This is a genomic window from Pararobbsia silviterrae (genome assembly GCF_003628125.1).
GTDB lineage: Bacteria > Pseudomonadota > Gammaproteobacteria > Burkholderiales > Burkholderiaceae > Pararobbsia > Pararobbsia silviterrae.
In genome coordinates, this window is sequence record NZ_RBZU01000003.1 from 351,932 (window position 1) to 375,321 (window position 23,390).

General features: G+C 64.4%; 23 protein-coding genes. 10 read left to right on the forward strand and 13 right to left on the reverse strand.

The annotated features are described in order from the left end of the window. Positions 1-223 precede the first annotated feature (223 nt). The 3 genes from D7S86_RS09720 to D7S86_RS09730 form a co-directional block, all read right to left on the reverse strand. Positions 224-1,669, reverse strand: coding sequence for an NAD-dependent succinate-semialdehyde dehydrogenase (locus D7S86_RS09720; RefSeq protein ID WP_121085808.1), 1,446 nt, complete (start codon positions 1,667-1,669; stop codon positions 224-226). Positions 1,670-1,713: 44 nt separating this feature from the next. Beyond that, on the reverse strand, positions 1,714-2,763 hold the full coding sequence (locus D7S86_RS09725; protein WP_121086108.1) for an alcohol dehydrogenase: 1,050 nt from the start codon (positions 2,761-2,763) through the stop codon (positions 1,714-1,716). A gap of 66 nt (positions 2,764-2,829) precedes the next feature. Beyond that, a complete protein-coding gene (locus D7S86_RS09730; RefSeq protein ID WP_121085810.1) occupies positions 2,830-3,840 on the reverse strand; it encodes a porin in 1,011 nt (336 codons plus the stop codon). A gap of 411 nt (positions 3,841-4,251) precedes the next feature. Between D7S86_RS09730 and D7S86_RS09735 the strand changes: the two genes are divergently transcribed. Beyond that, complete coding sequence (locus D7S86_RS09735; protein WP_121085812.1) at positions 4,252-5,589, forward strand: MFS transporter; 1,338 nt, start codon at positions 4,252-4,254, stop codon at positions 5,587-5,589. Positions 5,590-5,741: 152 nt separating this feature from the next. Here the strand turns inward: D7S86_RS09735 and D7S86_RS09740 are convergent, their stop codons facing one another. Together D7S86_RS09740 and D7S86_RS09745 are read right to left on the reverse strand one after the other, a co-directional pair. Continuing rightward, on the reverse strand, positions 5,742-6,545 hold the full coding sequence (locus tag D7S86_RS09740; protein ID WP_240648063.1) for a DNA-binding transcriptional regulator: 804 nt from the start codon (positions 6,543-6,545) through the stop codon (positions 5,742-5,744). Between the two features lie 77 nt (positions 6,546-6,622). Beyond that, complete coding sequence (locus tag D7S86_RS09745) at positions 6,623-7,357, reverse strand: HpcH/HpaI aldolase family protein (RefSeq protein ID WP_121086112.1); 735 nt, start codon at positions 7,355-7,357, stop codon at positions 6,623-6,625. Between the two features lie 499 nt (positions 7,358-7,856). Between D7S86_RS09745 and D7S86_RS09750 the strand changes: the two genes are divergently transcribed. Genes D7S86_RS09750 through D7S86_RS09760 form a run of 3 tightly spaced genes read left to right on the forward strand, consistent with a single transcriptional unit; the run spans position 7,857 to position 10,295 of the window. Then, complete coding sequence (locus D7S86_RS09750; RefSeq protein ID WP_240648064.1) at positions 7,857-8,807, forward strand: amidohydrolase family protein; 951 nt, start codon at positions 7,857-7,859, stop codon at positions 8,805-8,807. A gap of 20 nt (positions 8,808-8,827) precedes the next feature. Next, a complete protein-coding gene (locus tag D7S86_RS09755) occupies positions 8,828-9,454 on the forward strand; it encodes a flavin reductase family protein (protein WP_121085816.1) in 627 nt (208 codons plus the stop codon). A gap of 19 nt (positions 9,455-9,473) precedes the next feature. Next, positions 9,474-10,295 (forward strand): cupin domain-containing protein, encoded by an 822-nt coding sequence (locus tag D7S86_RS09760; RefSeq protein ID WP_121085818.1) that lies wholly within the window; start codon positions 9,474-9,476, stop codon positions 10,293-10,295. A gap of 16 nt (positions 10,296-10,311) precedes the next feature. Here the strand turns inward: D7S86_RS09760 and pcp are convergent, their stop codons facing one another. Together pcp and D7S86_RS09770 are read right to left on the reverse strand one after the other, a co-directional pair. After that, complete coding sequence (gene pcp / locus D7S86_RS09765) at positions 10,312-10,959, reverse strand: pyroglutamyl-peptidase I (RefSeq protein ID WP_121085820.1); 648 nt, start codon at positions 10,957-10,959, stop codon at positions 10,312-10,314. A 237-nt stretch (positions 10,960-11,196) separates the two neighbouring features. Next, the gene (locus tag D7S86_RS09770) at positions 11,197-12,054 is read right to left on the reverse strand and encodes a LysR family transcriptional regulator (RefSeq protein ID WP_121086114.1); all 858 of its coding nucleotides are present in this window, start codon (positions 12,052-12,054) and stop codon (positions 11,197-11,199) included. A 156-nt stretch (positions 12,055-12,210) separates the two neighbouring features. On the opposite strand from D7S86_RS09770, the gene D7S86_RS09775 reads away from it, so the two are divergent. Then, on the forward strand, positions 12,211-13,764 hold the full coding sequence (locus D7S86_RS09775) for an MFS transporter (RefSeq protein WP_240648065.1): 1,554 nt from the start codon (positions 12,211-12,213) through the stop codon (positions 13,762-13,764). 115 nt (positions 13,765-13,879) lie between these two features. Here D7S86_RS09775 and D7S86_RS09780 read toward each other — a convergent pair whose 3' ends face one another. After that, on the reverse strand, positions 13,880-14,149 hold the full coding sequence (locus tag D7S86_RS09780) for a hypothetical protein (protein WP_121085822.1): 270 nt from the start codon (positions 14,147-14,149) through the stop codon (positions 13,880-13,882). 286 nt (positions 14,150-14,435) lie between these two features. Here D7S86_RS09780 and D7S86_RS09785 point away from each other — a divergent pair, with 286 nt between their 5' ends. Both D7S86_RS09785 and D7S86_RS09790 read left to right on the forward strand, forming a co-directional pair. Continuing rightward, the gene (locus D7S86_RS09785) at positions 14,436-15,065 is read left to right on the forward strand and encodes a surface-adhesin E family protein (RefSeq protein ID WP_121085824.1); all 630 of its coding nucleotides are present in this window, start codon (positions 14,436-14,438) and stop codon (positions 15,063-15,065) included. 243 nt (positions 15,066-15,308) lie between these two features. Next, positions 15,309-15,824: a TonB family protein gene (locus D7S86_RS09790; RefSeq protein WP_240648066.1), complete on the forward strand. Its 516-nt coding sequence runs from the start codon at positions 15,309-15,311 to the stop codon at positions 15,822-15,824. A 92-nt stretch (positions 15,825-15,916) separates the two neighbouring features. Here D7S86_RS09790 and D7S86_RS09795 read toward each other — a convergent pair whose 3' ends face one another. Beyond that, a complete protein-coding gene (locus tag D7S86_RS09795) occupies positions 15,917-17,221 on the reverse strand; it encodes a GGDEF domain-containing protein (RefSeq protein ID WP_121085828.1) in 1,305 nt (434 codons plus the stop codon). Between the two features lie 241 nt (positions 17,222-17,462). Between D7S86_RS09795 and D7S86_RS09800 the strand changes: the two genes are divergently transcribed. Both D7S86_RS09800 and D7S86_RS09805 read left to right on the forward strand, forming a co-directional pair. Further along, a complete protein-coding gene (locus D7S86_RS09800; protein WP_240648067.1) occupies positions 17,463-17,654 on the forward strand; it encodes a hypothetical protein in 192 nt (63 codons plus the stop codon). Positions 17,655-17,723: 69 nt separating this feature from the next. Beyond that, a complete protein-coding gene (locus D7S86_RS09805) occupies positions 17,724-19,112 on the forward strand; it encodes a chloride channel protein (RefSeq protein ID WP_121085830.1) in 1,389 nt (462 codons plus the stop codon). A gap of 15 nt (positions 19,113-19,127) precedes the next feature. Here the strand turns inward: D7S86_RS09805 and D7S86_RS30410 are convergent, their stop codons facing one another. From D7S86_RS30410 to minC, 4 genes are all read right to left on the reverse strand, one after another. Next, positions 19,128-19,250, reverse strand: coding sequence for a hypothetical protein (locus D7S86_RS30410; protein ID WP_276313334.1), 123 nt, complete (start codon positions 19,248-19,250; stop codon positions 19,128-19,130). Positions 19,251-19,462: 212 nt separating this feature from the next. Then, positions 19,463-19,714 carry a cell division topological specificity factor MinE gene (gene minE, locus D7S86_RS09810; protein WP_121085832.1) on the reverse strand — a complete coding sequence of 84 codons (252 nt, stop codon included), beginning with the start codon at positions 19,712-19,714 and terminating at the stop codon, positions 19,463-19,465. Between the two features lie 9 nt (positions 19,715-19,723). Continuing rightward, on the reverse strand, positions 19,724-20,539 hold the full coding sequence (gene minD, locus D7S86_RS09815; protein ID WP_121085834.1) for a septum site-determining protein MinD: 816 nt from the start codon (positions 20,537-20,539) through the stop codon (positions 19,724-19,726). A 65-nt stretch (positions 20,540-20,604) separates the two neighbouring features. Further along, positions 20,605-21,438, reverse strand: coding sequence for a septum site-determining protein MinC (gene minC / locus D7S86_RS09820; protein WP_121085836.1), 834 nt, complete (start codon positions 21,436-21,438; stop codon positions 20,605-20,607). Positions 21,439-21,688: 250 nt separating this feature from the next. Here minC and D7S86_RS09825 point away from each other — a divergent pair, with 250 nt between their 5' ends. Further along, on the forward strand, positions 21,689-23,329 hold the full coding sequence (locus D7S86_RS09825) for a methyl-accepting chemotaxis protein (RefSeq protein WP_121085838.1): 1,641 nt from the start codon (positions 21,689-21,691) through the stop codon (positions 23,327-23,329). Positions 23,330-23,390 lie beyond the last annotated feature (61 nt).

A 23,390-nucleotide genomic window follows, 5' to 3' on the forward strand; every position in this document is an offset into this window, starting at 1 on the left:
GGATAAAGATATAACACCGCGGTTGGGACATCGCATCGGATAGACGAGGAAGTCAGTATCGCTGAAGCCCAATACCAGCGAGGCGGAGCGGGTGGTTAGCGGAGGCGCCGACACCGACGCCGAACCACCAAGCTGAGGCACCCGCACAAACATACCCGCGTCCATCGACCCAACAATGAACGCAACCGCTCGCACGCCCTCGCAACTCCTCTCGTCCCTAAAACTAAACCGCCAACACCGTCACCGCCTTACTCACCAAATAAGGCTCAAACGCTTCCGGTCCGCCTTCCGATCCATACCCCGAATCCTTGACGCCGCCGAACGGCATCTCCGGCCACGGCGTCGCGCCCTGGTTGATCCAGAGCATGCCGACCTCAAGCGCTTGCGACAGCGCATGAACCGTACGCACCGAGCGCGTGAACGCATATCCCGCAAGGCCAAACGGCAACCGGTTCGCTTCCGCGATCGCGTCCTCGATACGATCAAACGATCGTATCGCCGCAACCGGCCCAAACGGCTCATTGTTGAAGACATCGGCTTCAAGCGGCACGTCCGACAACACCGTCGGCGCGAAGAAATTGCCGTCGCCGCCGAGACGCTCTCCGCCCGTCTCGATCTTCGCGCCCACCGCGCGCGCGTCGTCGATCACCTTGACCATCGCCGACACACGTCGTGCATTCGCGAGCGGACCCAGCGTCGTACCCGGCGTCAGCCCGTCGCCGATCTTGAGACGCTCCGCATGCGCGACCAGCGCACGCGTGAACGTCTCGCGAATGCTCGAATGCACGAGAAAACGCGTCGGCGAAATGCAGACCTGCCCCGCATTGCGATACTTCGCGCCGCCCGCGGCCTGCACGGCAAGCTCGACATCCGCATCCTCGGCCACGATGACCGGTGCATGACCGCCAAGCTCCATCGTGGCCCGCTTCATATGCTGACCGGCCAACGACGCAAGCTGCTTACCCACCGCCGTCGACCCGGTAAACGTGATCTTGCGAATCACCGGATGCGCGACCAGGTACTGCGAAATCTGCGCCGGATCGCCATACACCAACCCCACAACCCCCGCAGGCACGCCCGCATCGGCAAACGCGCGTATCAGCTCCGCCGGTGACGCCGGCGTCTCCTCAGGCGCCTTCACGATAAACGAACACCCCGTCGCCAGCGCCGCCGACAACTTGCGCACGACCTGATTGACCGGGAAATTCCACGGCGTAAACGCCGCCACCGGTCCCACAGGCTCCTTGAGCACCCACTGCTGCGCATTCGGATTGCGCGGCGGCACGATGCGCCCGTACGTACGCCGTCCCTCGTCGGCAAACCACTCGAGCACGTCGGCCGCGGCGCCGACCTCGATACGCGCTTCGGCAAGCGGCTTGCCCTGCTCGCGCGTCATCAACGCCGCAATCTCCTCGATCCGCTCGCGGATCAACCCAGCCGCCTTGCGCATCAACGCCGCGCGCTCGTGCGCCGGCGTCCGACGCCAAATCGCGAAGCCCGCCTGCGCCGCCCGCGCCGCATCCTCCAGATCACGAAGCCCGGCGCGCGCGACCTTGCCAATCACCAGACCGGTCGCGGGATTCACCACATCGAGCGTCGCGCCGCCCTCGGCATCACGCCACTGCCCATCGATAAACAACTGCGTATCGCGATATTGACCTTGACTCATCGTTCTCTCTTCGACTGACTGACTACCCATCGCACGAACGCGCATTACGGCGTCGCGACCAGACGCCCCTTCGCCGTGCCGTTCTTCAGCGCGTCGAGCGCGCCGCTGACCTCGCTCATCGGCATCGTCGTCATCGGGATCGGCGCAATACGACCCGTCTTGAGCAACTCGATCAGTTCGCGCATCTCGTCGATCGTGCCGACATAGGATCCCCGGAGCGTCATCTGACGCATCGGCAACAACGCGGTCGACAACGGCAACGTGCCGCCGAACAGACCGACGACGACAATGCAGCCGCCCTTGCCGATGATCGACGTCGCCGCCTTGAGCGTCGCGCTCGCACCGACGAAATCGACCACGTTCAGCGGCTTTCTCGACGAGATCTGCTTGAGCGCATCGAGATTCGGATCGTTGACGGAATTGATCACCGCATCGGCGCCCATCTCGAGCGCCGCCGACAGCCGCTCGTCGTTGATGTCGACCACGACGATCTTCGACGCAATCAAATGCCGCGCGAGATTCACGGCCGTGAGCCCGACCCCGCCCGCGCCGAAAATCACGAGCACATCGTCGGCGCTCGCCGCGGTCAGCTTGCGAAGCGCGCTATACGCAGTCAAACCCGAACACGCCGAAACCGCCGCGACGTTCGGATCGAGGTCGCCGTAATCGACGAGATAGCGCTCGTGCGGCACGACCACATATTCGCTGAAGCCGCCATGACGCCGCGTGCCGATCGGACGCGGCGTCTCGCAATTGACCTCCTCGCCACCCAGACACCGTACGCACGCACCGCAGCCGATCCACGGAAACACGGCAAAGCGCCGCCCGGACGGCACATGCGCATCCGGTCCCGCTTCCACGACCGTACCCGCGATTTCATGACCGAGCGTGAACGGCAGCTTGAGCCCCAGATCGGCCAGCACGGCGCGCTTGCCGTCGCCGAGATCGAAATAGCCGTCGCGAATGTGAACGTCGCTATGACAGACCCCGCACGCATCGACCTTGAGCAGCACCTCGGTCCCCGTCGGCGTCGGCCGCTCAGCAAGCACCGCCTGAAGCGGTTTGCCCCAATCGACTATCTGATAGCTCTTCATGAATCCGTTTGCTCCTGCCATGAAATGGAAAACCCGACGCGCGCCTCGATGGCGTTCGGCGACGCGTCAGAACATATGAACGATACCGAGCTGCACGCCGCGCACATCGGCGCCCGGCAACGGCGTCGGTCCCGCGGTCGCCGCGCCGTTGAGCGTCTGCGTCGCGATGCCGTCATTCCTCAAGAACGATATCGCAGCATAGACATTCGTCGCACGGCTGAAGTTGTAGACATACAGCGCCGAGAGCTGAAACGCGTCGCTGTTCTTGAGCGTGCGGTCCTGCATATACGCGCCGCCCAGATCGAACGAGCTCGCCGCATTCAGGTCATAGCGCGCCGACAGCGAATACGTCCGCGTATTGATCCCTTCGTCTTCCCAGTTGGCCGTGCTGAATCCGCCAAACACCGTGACGGGCGCGATCTTGTACGAGATCGAACCGAATGAAGAACGCCGCGACGGCATGCCGGCCGTGTTGTAGTAAGCCTGACCGTCATAGCCGGCCGAGAACGGACCGTTGTCGTACATCAGCGCGTATTCGACGCTCGAACCCGGCGACCGATAACCGCCGGCCGTCCCGAGCCCGACATAGACACTCGCGCGAAAACCCATGATGAACGGCGAGATATACGACACCGTATTGCTCGTGCGGATCGTATAGGTGCTCAAGTTGTTGATCCCCGACGCCTGCGTCACGGCGCCGAACGCGTCGCTGCGACCCTCGTAGATAAACAACGGCGAGTTTTGCCGGCCGAGCCGAACCTCGCCGAACGGCCCCGCAAGGCCGACCCACGCCTGCCGATTGAACGCGGCGGTCGGATCGACGGCCGCGCCGCTATTCGTATTGATCCCGTTCTCGAGGTCGAACGTGGCGGCATAGCCGCCGCCGAGATCCTCGTTGCCGCGCAAGCCGATACGGCTCGCCCACTGACCGCTCGATCCCATCGCGGCCGAATATCCGTGACCCGCGTCAACATAATCGACAAACGTATCGACCATGCCATACAACGTGACATCGGCATGCGCCGCCGTCGTAGCCAAACACAACAATGCAGCGCCCGTGAATTGACGACCCAACATTTTTTAACGTCTCCTATTCATGCCGGATTATTGGATTTATATGACGAATACCCCGTATTCGATTGAATCGAAATCACTCGGGAATTCGTAGAGCGCCGTTTTACCGAACTCATGCACAAGCGTCCACTCGCGTTTCCGTGCTTTCCGCTGTGCGAAATCGAGTTTCGAAGGATTGATACGGATGTTTCAAAGCGACGAAATGTCCGGATACGATTGCCTCGACGGTCGCTTGAAAAGGCGCCGCAGCGCCATGCCGCGCGGCTGCGCGACGGTGCGGCGCGGCGCCGGGCATCGCGCGAGATTTCGCTCTGCGAAAAGTGAATGTGAATGCGTTGTGCGCGCACGCCACGCGCCGTAGAGTACGACCCACGCTCGTCACCGCGAAAGGGCGACGGATATTATGGAGACAATATGTATTACCTGGCCCGACGGACGTTTGCGACCGAAAACGACTGGAAGCTTTTTAATAAGGTCGCGCACCGCATTCTTCCGATTATTTTGATCCAGTACATTATTTCGTTTCTGGATCGCATCAATATCGGATTTGCCAAACTCCATATGGCGGCCGATATCGGATTGAGCAATACGGCATTTGGCGTCGGCGCCGGAATATTCTTTGTCGGCTACTGCATTTTCGAGATCCCGAGCAATATGCTGCTCGCCCGACTCGGCGCGAAGCTCTGGTTGTCGGCCATCATGGTCGTATGGGGCGCCATCGAAATCTGCATGTTCGTCGTGCGCGACACCAGCTCGTTCTACACGATGCGCTTTCTGCTCGGCATCGCCGAGGCGGGTTTCTATCCGGGCCTCATCCTCTACCTCACCTACTGGTTTCCGGGCTTCGTGCGAAGCCAGGTGCAATCGTTCCTGAGTCTCGGGATCGCACTCGCCGGTCTCGTCGGCGGTCCGCTTTCGGGCTGGATCATGCAGACCTTCCACAACACGCTCGGTCTCGCCGACTGGCAGTGGCTGTTTATTCTGGAGGGCATTCCGGCCGTGCTGGTCGGCATCTTCTCGTGGTTCTACCTCGACAACGGCCCCTCGGACGTCGCGTGGCTCGATGAATCGGAACGCACGCAACTGATCCGCCAGCTCAAGGACGAGCAGGCCGACAGCCTGCGTCATGGCGCCGTCCACGACTATCGCGGCGCCTTGCTCAGCCCGACGATCTGGTGCTTGATCGGTGCGAATTTCGCCTTGCTGAGCCTCACCTACGGCATCTCGTTCTGGCTACCGCAAATCATCAAGGAACTCGGCGTCGCCGGCATGAAATCGAACGGACTCATGGCCGCGATTCCCTATGCGTTCGCGGGCGTCGTCATGTTCTTCGTCAGCCAGCATTCGGACATGAAACGCGAACGCCGCTGGCACTCGATCATCTCGCTCGTCTGCGCAGCCGCCGGTCTCGTCATGGCCGCGCTGTGCCGCGACGATACGGTGCTGTCGATGATCGGCATCTCGGTCGCGCTCGCCGGCACGCTCTCGGGTTTCAACGTCGTCTGGGCCATGCCGAGCACCTTGCTGTCGGCCGCGGCTGCGCCGGCCGGCATCGCGCTGATGGCGACCGTCGGCAACCTCGGCGGATACGTGAGCCCGTTTGCGATCGGCTGGCTCGCCGATACGACCGGCCAGATCTACACGGGCCTCTATTTCGTCGCGGCGATCGCGATCGCCGGCGCGCTCTGCATCGCGCTGATGCCCCGCGCACGCATCGACGCGACGCGCATGAAGGCATCGACATCGGCCTGATCGCCGAATCGCCGGATCGCCGGATCGCCGGATCGCCGGGGCGCCGGATCGGCTGATCACCAGGCGCCGGATCGTCGGCGCGCAATCGGATCGCCCCTGCGGCGATCCGCGCTCGCATCGCGGCGCTCGACCATCGAACGCAGTACGACCCCTCAGAGTTGCTCGGAGATCTTTCGCGAGACGTCGAGCAATTGGTCCAAATGACGATCGACGATCTGTTCGACGCTGAGCGCCGACGAGAACCACGTGATGCCGATCGATGCCGCGACGAATTCCTTGGCCATGACGGGCACCGCAATCGTGCCCGAAACCGGACGCACCGCGCCGTCTCGCAACGCATACCCGCGCGCGCGCGTCTGTTCGAGCATCGCGAGCACCGCGCCGCGATCCTGCGCGATCTGATCCTCGGGATGCGGACTCTGCCGCACGAGTTCAAGCAGCATCGCCTGCTCCTCGCGCGAACAAAACGCGAGATACGCGCGTCCGAGCGCGCGCGACACGAGGCTCAAACGCATATTGATCGACGAATGCAGCAGCGAGAGCGGCGAATACGGAATCGTGCTGTAGCGCACGACCAGCGCGTCGACATCGAGCATCGCGACCGCGATCGGCCATTTGATCCGCTCGGTCAGCTCGCGCACGAGCGGCGCGGCCACTTCGACCACGCGCGGCACGTGGTGATAGCCCGAGTTCAGCGCGTTGACGCCGTCGAGCAGCCGATATTCGCCCGGACGACCGCCGCGCGCGACGAGACCCAGCTCTTCGAACGTGCGTAGCAAACGCACGAGCGTCGGCTTGGGCAGCGACGTCAGTTGGTGAAGCCCATCGAGTGTCGAAACGGGGAGTTGGTTGAGCGCACGCAGCAAAACGATGGCACGCTCGACGGCCCGGATGGAGGAATCGCGGTCAGGCATCGATGACGGGATGGCGAACGGATCGGGCAGGCCCTTCGGCACCCCATCCGTTGAACGAAATGCCGGAATTATCGCAGCTTTCCGGTCTTCGCCGCGCGAAGACCGGAACGCATCGCAGCTCAGGCGCCCATCAGCGCCAACGCACCCTTGCGCAGCAGCGATTGATCCGAGCCGACGACGAACCACGTCGCACCCATCGCCGTGAATTCATCGATCTCCTTGATATCGCCGAGCGCGACGCCCGCGATCTTGCCCGCTTTGCGCGTCAGATCGAGCACATCGACCGTGGCCGACATCACATCGGGCGCGCGCGCATCGGTCAATCCGAACGACAAGGCCAGATCGGCGCGGCCGACGAACAAGCCGGCGACGCCGTCGACGGCGACGATCTCGCGAGCGGCATCGCATCCCGCGCGGCTTTCGATCTGGCAGATGACGGGGATCCCCTCGCCCGCCTCGACCGCCTTGCGCATGCCGAGCGCGCCATAGCCCGCGAAACGCGGCGAACTCGAAAAGCCCCGTTCGCCGCCGATGAAGCGCGTGCGCGCCACGACGGCCCGCGCTTGCTCGACGGAATCGACATGCGGCACGAGCAGTCCCGAGATGCCGAGATCGAGCGCCGACTGTATCGTCGCCGGCTGGTGGTCCGGAATTCGAATGAACAGCGGCATGCCGACCGAGCGCGCGGCCATGACCATGATGTCGACCAGCGCGCGATCGAACGGCGCATGTTCGGCGTCGATCACGGCGAAGTGCAAGCCCGCGCCACCGAGAATTTCGATGATCTGCGGGGATCCTGTCTTGACGAACGTGCCGATCTGGCACGCGGGGGAATCGAGCGTAACGGTTGACATGGAGTGAGCGGCAGGAGAACCGTCGACGACGGCGAAATAGACCAGGCGTGTTCGCGATATCCGCGTGTCGCGGTCGAAATACTCGCGCATGACGTCGCGCGATCCAAGCGCAATTCGGCCCAATTTCGCAGAGCGGAAAGCGGCGCGCGTGCGCAGGCTCGAACGCGTGCGGCATGCCCTGCGTCTCGCATGTTCCGCCTCGATGCGCCGCGGCGGCATGCTGATCGCGCCTTCGCGCCGTCATCGGCGGCACAGACCGGCCGCGTTCCGATTCCGTACTCGATTCCAAACTCGATTCCGCCTGCCGAAAAGTCCCGCCGAGAGGCTTGGTTGCGGGTCGCGCAACGTGAAATCATGCGAGGCATTCCCCGCCTGTCGGGCTCGCGTCGATCGGCTCGCAGCAACGAGCACACGTCGACGGGCACCCATCGACGGGCCGGCATCGATGAGCCCGCGCGCATGGGCGTGCTCAAGGATTCGTTATTGGAGACCCCTGGTTTTGGCACCCGCTTCCTCATCCCCTCAACGCAGCATCCGGCTGTTCGACTCGCACGCCCACCTCGTCGCCGACGACCAGCAACGCTATCCGCGCAACCCGATGAAACGCGCGGCCAATGCGCCGCCGCGATTGCCCGGCGTCATCGGTCTGCCCGGCGGCGCGCACGGCGCGAATCCGCACAACGAAGTCCCCGACGTCTCGCGCATGCTGCCGTGGATGCGCGACGAAAACGTCGAGGGCGCCGTCGCGGTCCAGAAACGCATGATCTATCGCTACGACAACAGCTATATCCTCGACTCGTCGGATGCCTACCCCGAGATCTTCTCGGCAGTCGTGATTCTCGACGCGGAGGATGCGCAGACGCCGACGCTCGTGCGTTCGTACATCGAAAAGAACGGTCTGTGCGGCGTGCGTCTGTTCGGCGGCCGCGAGCTCGACGGCACGATGCCCTGGCTCAATTCCGAACGCGCGCTCGATACATGGGCCGTCGCGAACGACCACGGCATCGTGATGGATCTCGAAGTGCTCGCGATCGGCGGCGGCGGTCCGTCGGTCCCCACGATCATCGAACTGGCGCGGCGCTACGCGAACGTGCGCGTCGTGCTCGACCATATGCTCGAGCCCGAGGTCGAAGACGAGAACTTCGGCTTTGACGCGCGCTTCGCGCCGCTCGCGGCCGAACCCAATATCTTCTTCAAGTTCACGTCGATCAATCTCGACATCTACCGCGAAACGCACACGCCGGCCGATCAGGCCTTGCGCGCAGCGGTCGACATGTTCGGCGCCGATCGCATCATGTGGGGATCGGACATCGGCACGTCGTCGGGGACCTACAAGGACATGGTTCAACGCATGCTCGACGCCACGCGTCTGCTCGACGAACGCGAACGGCATGCGGTGCTGTACGAGACCGGCAAGAAGGTCTTCGTCAAGGGCGGCGTACGCGCCTGAAGCTCAAGGACAGACACGCGATGTTTCTCGATCCGCTCGCCACGCCCGGCTTCAAACGTACGCTGTTCAACGCGATCGTCGCACCCCGTCCGATCGGCTGGATCAGCACGATCAACGCGCACGGGCAAACCAACCTCGCGCCGTTCTCGCATTTCAACCTGGTGTCGACGGCGCCGGCCGTCGTCATGTTCTCGTGCAACACGCCCGCGGACCGCGCCGAGAAGGACACCATCGCGAACGTGCGCAGCACGGGCGAATTCGTGACGAACCTCGTCACGTGGGAGCTCCGCGAGGCGATGAATCTGAGTTCGTTCAACGCGCCCTACGGCGTCGACGAATTCGAACTCGCGGGACTCGAGAAGGCGCCGAGCCTCAAGGTCCGGCCGCCTCGGGTCAAGGCGTCGCCGGCCTCGATGGAATGCAAGGTCCTGCGCATCATCGAGATCGAACCGATCGTCGAAGGCGACACGACCAGCCACGTCGTGCTCGGACGCGTCGTCGGCGTCCATCTCGACGAACGCCTCGTCGATGCTCACGGACATTTCGACACCCTGCGCGCCGAGCCGTTGACGCGCCTCGACGGCGATCGCTACGCGATATCGGGCCGCACCGACATGCTCGGGCGTCCGAGCCCGCGCCGCGACTGAATTCAATCTGGAGATTTCAATGACTCACCCCACGGATACCGGCGTTCGCGAGACAGCCGTCTACGATCTCGCGAACGGCACGGTCGCACGCGGACAAAACTTCTTCGTGCAATGGCTCGAAGGCGCCGGCACCCCGTTCGTCGCGAAGAGCGCGCATGAAATGATGGTGCTGCTGCCCGACGCCGGCGAAGGCGCCACGCTGCGGCTCGACGACGGGCACGAACACGTGATCCGCGGACGCAGCGTCGTCATCGTGCCGGCCGGACGCGTGACCCTCGACGTCGCGCCAGCCGGCCGCGCCGTGCTGATCGCGTCGTCGCGCCCCGATCTGGGTGACGGCGCCGCATTGAACGACGCCGACTACGCGTCGCCCGATGCGCGCATCATCGGCAGCGAGGCCGGGTATCGGCGCGCCGACGGCGTCGACACCTTGCGTGTGATCGACATCGACGCGATCACGCCGCCCGCCGACAAGCCGCGCCTGAAAATGCTGCAGACGGACACGCTCAGCATCAATTGGGTCGAGTATCACGACGCACGCGATCGCTCGAAGCTCAGCCCGCACAGCCATACGAACTTCGAACAGGGCTCGCTCGCGATCGACGGTCACTTCGTCCACCATCTGCGCGTGCAATGGGGACCGGACGCCAATCAATGGCGCGAGGACGCACATCTCGCGGCCGGTCCGGCCTCGATGATCGCGATTCCGGTCCAACTGATCCACACGACCGAAGGCGTCGGCGCCGGACGTCATCTGTTGATCGATGTGTTCTCGCCGCCGCGCAAGGATTTCATCGAAAAGGGATGGGTGTCGAACGCGGCGGACTATACGGTCGGGTAAGGGCGGCGCCCACGGCCTACGCGATCGTCCCGGCTCCGAGCTTGATATCGCCGCTCGCGGTCGCCACGGTCGCGGCCATCACGCGCAGCGCGGCCGCGAGCGTGTCGAGCGGCAGCGTCGGCTGACCCGGATAGCGCGCCGCCATCTCCGTCGAAAGCGGCACATGGACGAACCCGCCGCGCAAGGCCGGCCGCGCGGTCGCGATGTAGTGCCGCAGCGCATAAAACATCGCGTTGCACACATACGTGCCCGCGGTCTGCGAGATCGAGGCCGGAATACCCGCCTCGCGCAGATCGCGCGCGATCGCCTTGATCGGCAGCGCCGAAAAGTACGCCGCCGGTCCTTCCTCGATGACAGGCTCGTCGATCGGTTGATGTCCCGCGTTATCGGGGATGCGCGCGTCGACGATATTGATCGCGATACGCTCGATCGAGATATCGGCGCGGCCCGCGGCGAGTCCCACGCCGATGACGACGTCCGGATTCGTCTCCTCGATCGCGGCAATCAACGCCGCCTGTACCGTGCCGACCACGCACGGCAATCGGCGCGCGACGATCGTCGCGTCGCCCATGCGCTCGCCGTCGACACGCAGCGCGGCTTCCCAGGAAGGATTGACGGCATCGTCGCCGAACGGCTCGAAGCCCGTGATCAAGATCGTCTTCATCGATTCCCTGCGTGTTCTACGAGCCCCGATACCGCGCTCGGGGAAAGGACGTTTCTTCGATGCGGTGCCGGCCGCCGTGATGCCGTGATGCCGTGATGCCGTGATGCCGTGATGCCGTGATGCGGATGATATCCATGCGACCCACGGCGCCAAAATGTATCAGACGCTCGCACGTTAAAAATCCCAAGCATGTGCGTCCGCGGATCAATCCGAGCGACGGCCCCTGCTCGCACCCGCCTATTGCCCCGACTTCCGATGCTCGCGATATGCGGCGGCAATCGTGCGCAGCGCCTCGCGCGACTTCGGATCCGACAGACTCGAATGCAGCACGATCTCCGATGAAGGCAGCGCGGGCAATCCGAGCTGCGCGCCGACCTCGACGACGCCGAGCGGCGCGACCCGATGCGCGAACGCGCCGACAGCCAGCCCCGCCGACACCGCGGCCGCGACCGCCGCCACGCCCCCGCCGATAAACACCTCGGTCCACGCGAGTCCCGCCGCGTCGAGCTTGCGCGTCGCCATCGCACGGATGCCGCACGCCGCCGACATCGACGCGAGCCGAACCGGCGCCCCCGCCCGATGCACGAACCCCGGCGACGCAAACCAGCCGAGCGGCTCGAGCGCCAGCACCTCGCCACTTCGACGGTCGTCGTCGCGCCGCACGATCACGGCATCCAGCGCGCCGCTCTCGAACGCGTCGAGCAACTGACGCGACGACTCGATCCGCACCTCGATCAGCAGCGACGGATCGAATCCATGCAAGCGCGCGAGCAACACCGGCAGATCCGGCCCGGCCACGTGCTCGCTGATCCCGAGCGCAAACCGCCGCGGACTTCCCGTGAGTTCGGCGACCGCGCGCTCATGCGCCGCGACAAACTCGCGCGCCGCCTCCAGAAACGCCGCACCGCGCGCCGACAAACGCACGCGCCGCGGGGTTCGCTCGATCAGTTTATGACCGAGCCGATCCTCAAGCCGCTTGAGCTTCACGCTGATTGCGGCCTGCGACGTGTCCATCGCCTCCGCCGCGCGCGTGAAGCTCTGAAAGTCCGCCACCAGCGTGAACGCACGCACCGCGTCGACATCGAGCATCACCATCTCGATCATCCCAATGTGTTATCACTGATATATTCAACCATCCGATTGAGTTATGGTCAACGGTCCTTCATAGTGCGCCTCACATGCCGCGCTTTCGCATCGACGGCCACGCGGCCGGACCCGCGATCGGCGGCGCGCTCCATCGAAGGACCCACGATGACCCCGCTCGAAAAAACCTCGCAGGACGGCTTCGCCGACGCGCACGCCACGGCACACGCCAATACGCACGTCGATACGCACGTCGATACGCCCGTCGCCGCACACATCGATATGCACGTCGCTACGCACGTCGCCGACCCCAGGCGATGGATCGCCCTTGCGGTTCTGCTCACGGGCGCCTTTCTGCCGATTCTCGATTTCAACGTGGTCAATCTCGCCTTGCCGGCAATCGGACGCAGTCTCGACGCCACGCCGGGCGAGATCGAATTCATCATCTCGGCCTATGCGGCCACCTATGCCGTGTTCCTGATCACGGGCGGGCGCCTGGGCGATCTATTCGGCCGCAAACGGATGTTCGTCACGGGCGTCGCGGGTTTTACGCTCGCGTCGGTTCTCTGCGGCCTGGCGCCGTCCGCGCGGGCGCTGATCGCCGCGCGCATCCTCCAGGGACTGACGGCAACGATCATGGCGCCGCAGGTGCTCGCATCGATCCGCGTGCTGTTCCCGCCCGCCGAACACACGCGCGCGTTCGCGCTCTACGGCGCGACGTTCGGCCTGGCCAATATCTGCGGGCAGGTGCTCGGCGGCGCGCTCGTCTCGCTCCGCCCATGGGGCCTGAGCTGGCAAGCGATCTTTCTCGTCAACGTGCCGATCGGCCTCGTCGCGTTCGCCGGCGGCCTCGCATTCTTGCGCGACTCGCGCGCGGATCACGCGCAGCGTCTCGACGTCGGCGGCGTGGCGCTGCTCTCGTGCACGCTGGGCCTGCTCGTCTATCCGCTCGTCGAAGGCAGGGAGACCGGCTGGCCGGCATGGCTCGTCGCGATGCTCGTGGCCGCGCCGGGCGCGTTCGCGCTGTTCGTCCGATTCGAACGCCGTCTCGCGGCGCGCGGCGGTTCGCCGCTCGTCGATCTCGCGCTGTTCGGCGAACCCGGCTTCGCGGTCGGCGTCGCCATGGCGTTCGCGCTCTACACGCTGTCGTCGTTCTATCTGACGTTCTCGGTCTATCTGCAGGGTGGCCTGCATCTGACGCCGCTCGACGCCGGTCTGGCGACCTTGCCCTACGCCGTCGGCTATTTCATTGCGTCGCTCGCGTCCGCGAAGGTCATGGATCGGCTCGGCACGCGCGCGCTGACACTGGGCTTCGCGCTTCAGGTCGTCGGCTTCGGCTTGGCCGCCCTCGCCGTCTCGCACCTCGTCGCGGTCCATCTCCAGATCGGCCTCGCCCTCGCCGGACTCGGATTCGGCACCGTCATGCCGTCCGTCATCAAGGCGATCGTCGGCGGCATCGCGCCGAAGCATGCCGGACTGGCCTCGGGAATCGTGATTTCCACGTTTCAAATCGCGTCGGCGCTCGGCGTCGCCGTGGTGGGCACCGTGTTCTATAGCGAACTCGGTGAAAGTCGCGACGCGGCCGCATTCGGCCACGCGTTCAGTGTCGCGCTCGCCTGCAACGTCGGACTGCTCGCCGTGGGCGGCGCGCTCTCGCTGTGCTTGCCCGGACCGAGGGCGAATATCACCGACGCGGCGCGTGCGCGCGCCGGACACCGCTAAACCATCATTTAGCCATCATTTAGCGATCACTCAGCCGCCACTCAGTCACGGCTAAACCGCGGCCGAAGCGCCACGCAACCGCCGATGCGCGAACCGGAGTGGCGTCCATGACCGCCTAACCCGCCTGCGTCTTGTTCAGACCGTAATATCCGCCGATCTCGGTCGTCAGCAGCTCGCTCGCGGCCTCGGGCGAGACCTCCCACGATTCGGTCGAGGCGCGGTGGATCAGCGTGCCGATCCAGCCGGCGACCTTCGGACCGATCGTCCGATGCCGTTCAACGTGCGACGCGTCGTCGTTCATCGCGCGTCGGAGCTCGATCAGTTCCTGTTCGGTCACGCCGACACTCTTCAGCGTATCGACCAAGGTTGCGAAGTCGTGCGTCATACCTGCCTCGTGCGCTAGCCGTCTTTTTTTGATCATACGGCACGAAAATCGCCGCTGCATGCGGCATTCGCAGCGTCGCACCCGCACAACTGGCTTTTCTCCGCCCCCATCGGCCCGAATCAGCCGCCCTTTTCCCCGTCTATTCAACGCCTAGAATCCGTCGCCGATCGCCGATACTGGTGATATCGGATAGTGGGTCCGTGCTGCGCGATGGCGTTCCGGCCCGCGCGCGCGCCCGTTCCGTGCACCCGATGCTCGTCATTCGTACCCTCAAACGGTCCGCCGCATGAAATCGCAACCGACGTCCCTTTATCGCCACGCCCTGCGCGGCGTCCCCGCCCGCCTCGTCGCGGCGCTCGCCCTCACGCTCGCGCTGCCCGCGGGCGCGGTGTTCGCGTCATGGGTCACGATCGCGCAGATTCCCCGACTCAACGTCCGCGTGAGCATGCAGTCCGAGGGTCACGTGCCCCGGCCCGTGCACAAGAACCTCGTCGAGTCGTTCTTCGAAAGCCCGCCGCCGCCGGCCTCGGCCTGGTTCCTGTTCTCGTACCCAACGCCCGTCGCGACGGCCGAATCGTTCACGTTCCGCTCGTACAAGGAACACGTCGTGGCGGACTGCGATCACGGCACGATCGGCATGGATCAGTTCATCGCATTCGGCGGCGCCGAGGGCGACGGCGACGGCGTATCGAGCTGGACCGCGCCCGACGCGCCGCTCGACCTGCGCCCCGTGATGCCCGGCACGGTCGGCTCGATCATGTTCGACGCGATCTGCAACGGCATGCCGCCGTTCCCCTACAAGGACGTGCTGCTCCAGGCCGGGGCCGCCCCGGCACCCGCGGCCACGGCACCCGAAGCCGCTTCGGCGTCGGCCGTCCCGTCGGGACCGTCGCATCCGGCCACGCAGCTCCAGTAACATCCCAGCGACAATGCGGCAGCGCGGACGACGCGCCTGCCGCGCAAGGCGATTCGACGGCGACCGCCGTCGATTGCCGAACGGTCGTTGGTCGTTGGTCGAATCGTCGTTGGGGGCCCGCAGGCTCGGCGTCTTTCGAAGGCCATGACCGGCCGGCGTAGCGCAAACACCGATGCCGACGACACGGCATCGGGCGGCTGCATTGACTATGATCGAAGCACGGTCCCATCCCGGATGCTCACGATGGACATGGCCCGCCGCATCGTCCCGTCTTGCCCGATCGCGATCGCCCTCGCGGCGCTCGCGGTGATCGCGTCGTGCCTCGGCGGATGCACCGAGCCCCCGGCGGCCAAGACGTTTATTCAATCGCTCTATCTCGGCCCCGAAAAAGCCAAGCAGATCCGCGCGGACGACTACAAGACCCAAGTCGCACAGCACATCGAAACGGTCAATGCCGACGAGATCACGCCCGGGCGGCCCCAGGCGATGCTCCGCTCGGTCGTCGTCGTGACGTTCGTCGTCGATCGAAACGGCAAGATCCTGCGTTCGTCGGTCTTCCGCACGAACGGCGACGACGCCGCCGAACACGAGGCGATCACGACGCTGCGCCGCTCGGCGCCGCTGCCGCCTCCGCCGTCCACGGTGCTCAACGCGGCGGGGCAGGTCGAACTCATGGAAGGATGGCTGTTCAACACGGACGGCCATTTCCAGCTCCAGTCGCTCGCCGCGCCACAGCAGGACGGCGGCGACTCGAACTAGCGGCGCGCCTCGCCACGAAGACACGAAGACACGAAGACACAAGGACGCGGCCGCCCGACGCGGCGCACGCAAACCGACGTTTGAACGCGCGCTCAGACCGGCGCTTCGTGGGTCCCGAACAGATCGTCGGTATCCGAATCGAACCAATCGAACAGATCGGTCTGTTCCTCGATCTCGGCCGTCGCGATAAAGCCCCGGATCGGCCCTTCATCGTTCGGCAGCACGATCGTGTTGCGGCCGACATGCTTCGCGCGGAGCACGCGTTCGTCGGCGTCGCGCAGCAGCAAATCGGCGTCTTCGAGCCGGCCGAATGCGAGACCGATGGAGATCGTGATCGACACCGCATCGTCGCCGGCCTCGAACGCTTCGCCGCCGATCGCATGCCTGAGCCGCTTGGCCGCGGCATGGACGTCGTCGATCTCGCGGCACGGCACGACGACGACGAACTCCTCGCCGCCGAAGCGGCACACGAAGTCGCCGGGGCGCACGGTCGCGAGCAAACGCAGCGCGATCTTCTGCAACACCTGATCGCCGATCAGATGACCGAAGCGATCGTTGATCTTCTTGAAGTGATCGACGTCGACGACGAGCACGCCGACGGTCCGATGATGCGTCTGCGCGAGCCGGTCGAGCCGCTGTTCGAGACCGCGGCGATTGATCAGATTGGTCAACGGATCGCGCTCGGCCTGATCGGCGAACGCGCGCGCCTGTTCGAGATAACGGTCGCGAATCGCGCACGTCGCGGCCGCCACGAACACAAACGTCAGCAACGTACCCGTCACGGCCTCGAACACGGCCGCCGAGCCCGGTTGCGTGAGCATCGTCAGCCATCTCGGAGAACGCTCGAACACGTCGAGCATCACGCGCAACGCATGACAGACCGAGCCGCCCGCCGGCAGCAGCGAGGCCACCGCCGCGACACCCGGCAACGCGGGATGCCGCTCGCTGACGCGCCGGAAGAATCGCGCCTGCCACGCGCACAGACTCAGCACGACGACACGCCATGCATCGACGACGAGATCGCGCGCGGCGTGATCGCCGATCCGCGCGAAGAACAGATAGATCGCGACGACGATGAGCGTCGCCATCGGCAGCGGCACGACGGACTCGCTGCGACGCTGGAGTTCGTGCTGTGCGCGATAGAGGAAACAGGGGGCGACGATCAGCGCGAGGCCGCCGACGACCGCCAGCGCCGATTGCCACGCATCGGCGCCCGGGTGCACCGTCACGCGAATCATCGCGCCGGCAAGGGACAACAACGCACTGATCAGAAACGGCTTGAGCCCCGGCAACGCACCGTTCGCCCATCGGTATAGCAAGACGATCAAGACCTGCAAACCCAGCACGATCGCCAGCCAGACCGCCGCATTTGCACCGCCGACGGGATCCCAGTTCATCTGGTTTATTGTCTTATGAATGGTCGTGGCGGGAATCTAACATAATTACATGACTTGTAAATAAACCGCGAATTGTCGTCCCCGCCCTAGCGCTTGAACCGAGGGAAAATCCTTAGGACACACGGGTTTGCCTATATTTTTGATCGGCATTTTGTCCCTCTATACTTGAGACACGAACAGGATCAGGCAAGCGCCGTTCGAACGGCGCATACGCATAACGTGCTTTCGAGAGGGCACCGACATGATGCTTCCCCACCTGACCAATGCCGATATCGTGACGATGATCGCGCTCGCTTTGCTCGGCACGCTTATCGTCGCATTACGCTCTCAGCATTTGACGATCTTCGGCGTATGCGTGCGTGCGCTGCTCGTCGATATCGGCGCCGTGCTGATCGTGCTCGCCGCATTATTCCTGCCGGAACTGGTGCTCTGAAACGGGGGCTCTGAAGAAAGCGTTTAAGGTCGCGCTCTATAATCGGGCTTTGCCAAGACGCATAGACCGATGTTCGAGCGCATTCAGTATTTCCAGGGACGCACCTATCGCCACGCACGCAGGCTGACGCGCAAATACGGCGTGTTCTGGGTCGGCGCGATCGTCGTCGGCCTCGTCGCCGTGCTTTATGCACGCCTCATCGATTTCGGCTTCGATCTGTTCCTGCGCGTCGCACACACGCACTTCTGGCTTCCGCTGCTCATCACGCCCGCGGCATGCGCGGCCTCGGTCTGGCTCACGCGACGCTTCTTCAACGGCGCCGAAGGCAGCGGCATCCCGCAAGTCATCGCGACGCTGCAAGTCGGCGGCCGGACGATGGGAGAACGCCTGCTCTCGCTCTGGATCGCGGCCGGCAAGATCGCGATCTCGTTCATCGCGATCCTCGGCGGCATGACGATCGGCCGTGAAGGACCGACGGTTCAGGTCGGCGCGGCGATCATGTTCAATCTGCGCCGGCTCTATCCGCGCGCGAATCCGCTCATCGATCGGCAACTCGCGCTCGCGGGCGCGGCCGCGGGGCTGTCGGCCGCGTTCAATACGCCGCTCGCGGGCATCGTCTTCGCGATCGAGGAACTGAGCCGCAGCTTCGAGGCGCGCGCAAGCGGCGTGGTCATCACGGCCGTCGTCTTCGCGGGCATCGTCGCGCTCGGTATCAACGGCAATTACACGTACTTCGGCACGCTGAACGTCGCGGGTCCGTTCCCGCGCACGATGGCCGTCGCGGTCGTCGTCACCGCCATCGTGACGGGGATCGCGGGCGGGTTGTTCTGCTGGCTGCTGCTCAACACGCGGCGCTGGATACCCGAGCCGCTTCAGCGCATGCGCGCCGACCAGCCCGTGCGCTTCGCGGCGCTCTGCGGTCTGATCGTCGCGATCGTGGGCATCGTCGCGGGCGGTGCGACGTTCGGCAGCGGGTATACGGAAGCGCGCGACCTGCTCGACGGCGGCCACGCGTTGTCGATGTTCTATCCGGTCCTCAAGTTCGCCTCGATGATCGGCTCGTATCTGCCCGGCATCCCGGGCGGCATCTTCGCGCCGTCGCTGTCGATCGGCGCGGGCATCGGCAACGTGCTGCACACACTGTTCAGCTCGATGTCGTTGCCGATGCTCGTGGGTCTCGCGATGGTCGGCTATCTCGCCGGCGTCACGCAGTCGCCGATCACCGCGTTCGTGATCGTCATGGAAATGATCAACGGTCACGCACTCGTGATTTCGCTGATGGCGACCGCGTTGATCTCGAGCCGGATCTCCCGGTTCTTCGCGCCGCCGCTCTACGAAGCGCTGTCCGAACGCTATGCGGCATCGGCCCACGTCCGCCCCGAGCCCGCACCCGCGCCGGAGCCCGAACCGGAATCCGATCCGCATGCAAGCACGGCGCCCGAACAGCCTCCGCATTGAGGCGCGGCATCACGCTCACCGATAGTAGTAGCCGGGACCGGGGCGATAGTAATACCCGCCGCCGGCCGGCACGACGATGCATCCGCTGAGCAGCGAGGCGAGGACCACGGCAGCCGTCAGCACGATGAGCTTTTTCATGAGCGTTCTCCACTTGGACTTGAATCCGTCTTCGACGGGGGTGTCCATTTAATGTGTGAACGCTCGCGGCGGCCGACAGCCCGACTATTACGCGGGCCCCGGCTTTGTGAGCGATTATTGCGACGCTTGGGCACACAATCCGAAAAATCGTGTGCAAACAATCGCTCGCCGGTCTCGATCGCCGTGATCGGACTAACGTTTCGTTACGAATGCTAGGCCTGCGGAATCTCGATCTTGACTTCGAGCACTTCGAGATTGTCCTGCCGCTCGAGCGACACGCGAATGTCATCGTTCGAGATCTTCACGTACTTCGAGATCACCGCGACGAGCTCGCGCTGCAAGGCCGGCAGATAATCGGCGCTCGTATTGCCCGCGCGTTCGTGCGCGATGATCAATTGCAGACGCTCTTTGGCGACCGTCGCCGACTTCTTTTTCTCGCCCAGCAAAAATGAAAGTATCGACATACGCCCCCCTTACTTGCCGCCGAAGATGCGCGACAGCAACCCGGGCTTCTGATAGTCGGTGAAGCGCATCGGCTTTTGTTCGCCGAGGAAACGCGTCACGACGTCCTTGTACGACTCCGAGACGTCCGAGTTGTCGATATGAATCGCGGGCACACCCTGGTTCGATGCGTGAAGCACCGATTCCGATTCGGGAATCACGCCGATCAGATCGATACGCAGGATCTCCTGGATATCGCCGAGCGAAAGCATCTCGCCTTCGACGACGCGCTTCGGGTTGTAGCGCGTGATCAGCAGGTGTTCCTTGATCGGGTCCTTGCCCTCGATCGCGCGTTTGGTCTTCGACGCGAGGATGCCGAGGATCCGGTCCGAGTCGCGCACCGACGACACTTCGGGGTTCGTCACGATCAGCGCTTCGTCGGCGAAATGCATCGCCATCAGCGCGCCCGATTCGATGCCGGCGGGCGAGTCGCAGACGATGTATTCGAAGCCCATGCCGATCAGGTCTTCGATGATCTTGCCGACGCCGTCGAGCGTCAGCGCATCCTTGTCACGCGTCTGCGACGCGGGAAGGATGTAGAGGTTCTCGCACTTCTTGTCCTTGATCAGCGCCTGGTTCAGGTTCGCTTCGCCCTGGATCACGTTGATCAGGTCGTACACGACCCGGCGCTCGCAGCCCATGATCAGGTCGAGATTGCGCAGGCCGACGTCGAAATCGATGACCGCGGTCTTCGCGCCGCGCAGCGCGAGGCCCGACGCAAAGCTCGCGCTCGTCGTGGTCTTGCCGACACCGCCCTTGCCCGAAGTCACCACAATGATTTTTGCCATTCCTGGTCCTGTTATGGATCGATGATGAGTGTGAAGTCGCGGGGACTCGAATACCCCGCCGACGGTCAATTCAGACGCAGTGTCTCGAACAGCAGCTTCTCCTGATCGAGCCTCACCTGCACGGGCTTGCCGAGTACGTCGGCCGGCAGTGCGTTTTCGGTGGTGCGGTAGATGCCCGCGATCGAGATCAGCTCGGGTTCGAGACACGTGCAGAAAATGCGTGCCTCATGGTTGCCGTGCACGCCGGCCAGCGCGCGCCCGCGCAACGGCGCGTAGATATGGATATTGCCCTCGGCGATCACCTCGGCCCCGTAGCTCACGAGACCCAGCACGACGAGATCGCCCTTCGAGTAGACCTGTTGCCCCGAACGCAGCGGCTTGTCGATCACGAGCGTGGGCCGCACGATGGTCTGCGCGTCCGCGGCCGCGATCGAAGGACTCGCGGCATCCGCGCCGACGGGCGCCGCCGCGGGCTCGCCGATCGGCAACTCGCTCTGCGCCGGGGTGGGCGTCGGAGCCGCCGCATCGGACTCGTGCGCGCCTTTCGGGTCCTTGGCGTCCTTCGCGTCATGAAGCCCGCGCCGGTCGCGCGATTCGACGAGCGGCAGACTGCCCGCCGCGGCCCAGGCACGCTGCGCATCGTGCGCGACGACACCGATCGGCCGCATGCGGACCTGTTCGAGCAGCGCGACGAGCGCCGCCATGTCGATGCGCTGCTCGGCCTCGAGACGCCGCACGTCGATCGCGACGACGTCGTTCGCGAAGAATTCGGGCGTCGCCTCGAAACGGCGCGTGAGCTCCTTGCTCAACGCATCGAGATCGGTCGTCTTGACCGAAAACAGCAGCGTGTCCACCGAGCCGCTGCGCAATTCGAAATACGGCGTCTTTTTCTGCGACATAAGAGGCTTGAAAAAATGTGCGGGTTATTTTACAGGGCTCCGCTCGGAACCAAGAAAAAAAGCAAGCGAGGCGTCGCTCCAGGGGCATTCGGCATCCGTGCGCCGATGCCGCCGATTGACATGTCATGTCACATCTTCGACTTATCCGCACAAACCCTGATACGGCATCCGAAAGCGTGCGCCGTTATGTCAGGGGCGAGCCGGCTCGAACGGCTGCCGGCACGATCGCGCTATACGGGGAATTGAAAGCATGCTGAAAAACATCACTATTCGCGGTGGCCTGACCTTGGTCATCGGGATCTTTGTTGCCTTCCTGGTCGTCGTGATCGGGGTCGGGTTCGCGGGCCTCAAGCTCGCCAACACCGGGCTGCATCAAGTGCAACACAACTCGTCGGCGCTTTCGAGTCTCAAGACCAGTTCCGAAAAGCTGCTCAAGGTCCGCCTCGCGCTCGGCACCTACGAGACGCTGTTCAGCGTCGGCAAGCAGACCGACGATCTGCTGCCCGCCGCGCACAAGGTTCTCGTGGAGTCGAACAACGATTTCGCCCAATACATGAACACGCCGTTCTCCTCGCCCGACGAACAGGCACTGGCCGACACCGTCGCCAAGGCGCGCAAGACGCTCGTCGACGACGCGATCGAGGTCGAATTCAAGGCACTCAACGACAACGACTTCACGACGTTCCGCAATATCCAAGGCCAGACGGCCAACGATCTCTACGCCAAATACGCGACCGCGATCAGCGCGCTCGAAGACTATCAGGTCAGCAACGAGCAGAAGGAAGCCGACGTCGCGGGCAAGCGGTTCACGATCGCGTCGTCGCTGTTTCTCGCGATCGGAGCGATCACGATCCTCGTCGCGCTGATCGCCCGCGTGATGCTCTCGGCCGCGCTCGTCAAACCGGTCCAGCACACGATGGCGCATTTCGACCGCATGGCGGCCGGCGACCTCAGCGTCGACATCCGCGGCGGCGGGCGCAATGAAATGGGACAACTCCTGATCTCGCTGCAGAAGATGCGCGAGGGTCTGATCACGACGGTCTCGCAAGTGCGCGCGAGCACCGATGCGATCCATCTCGGCACGAACGAGATCGCGTCGGGCAATATCGATCTGTCGCGCCGGACCGAACAGCAAGCCGCCGCGCTCGAAGAAACGGCGGCGAGCATGGAAGAGCTCTCGGCCACGGTCAAGCAGAACGCCGATAACGCGAAGCAAGCGAGCCGCCTGGCCCACAATGCGTCGGATACCGTGACACGCGGCGGCAACGTCGTGGGCCGCGTGATCGAAACGATGAACGGCATTTCGGAGGCGTCGCGCAAAGTCGCGGAAATCATCGGCGTCATCGAGGGCATCGCGTTCCAGACCAACATCCTCGCGTTGAACGCCGCGGTCGAAGCGGCGCGCGCGGGCGAACAGGGCCGCGGCTTCGCGGTCGTCGCGTCCGAAGTGCGCAGCCTCGCCCAACGTTCGGGCACGGCCGCGAAGGAAATCAAGGACCTCATCGGCGCATCGGTCGCGCGCGTCGAGCAAGGATCGGCGCTCGTCAGCGAAGCCGGTTCGACGATGAAGGAAGCGATGACCTCGGTCGGACGCGTGACCGACATCATGGGCGAGATCGAAGCCGCCGCGCGCGAGCAAAGCGACGGCATCGAACAGGTCAACAAGGCGATCACGCAGATCGACGAAGTCACCCAACACAATGCGGCGCTCGTCGAAGAAGCAGCCGCGTCGGCGAAGTCGCTCGAGGAACAAGCCGCGATCCTGCGCGAAGCGGTCGCCGTGTTCCGCGTCCGCGCGAGCGATCGCGACGGCCTCGCATCATCGGGCGGATCGAGCGGCGCCGCCGCGCGTGAAGGCGGCTTCGCGAAGCGTGAACTGAGTCCTGCCTGATCGGAATCGCGCGCGTGGCGGCACGTCACCGCGCCGTATCGAACGCAATGGACACGGTGCA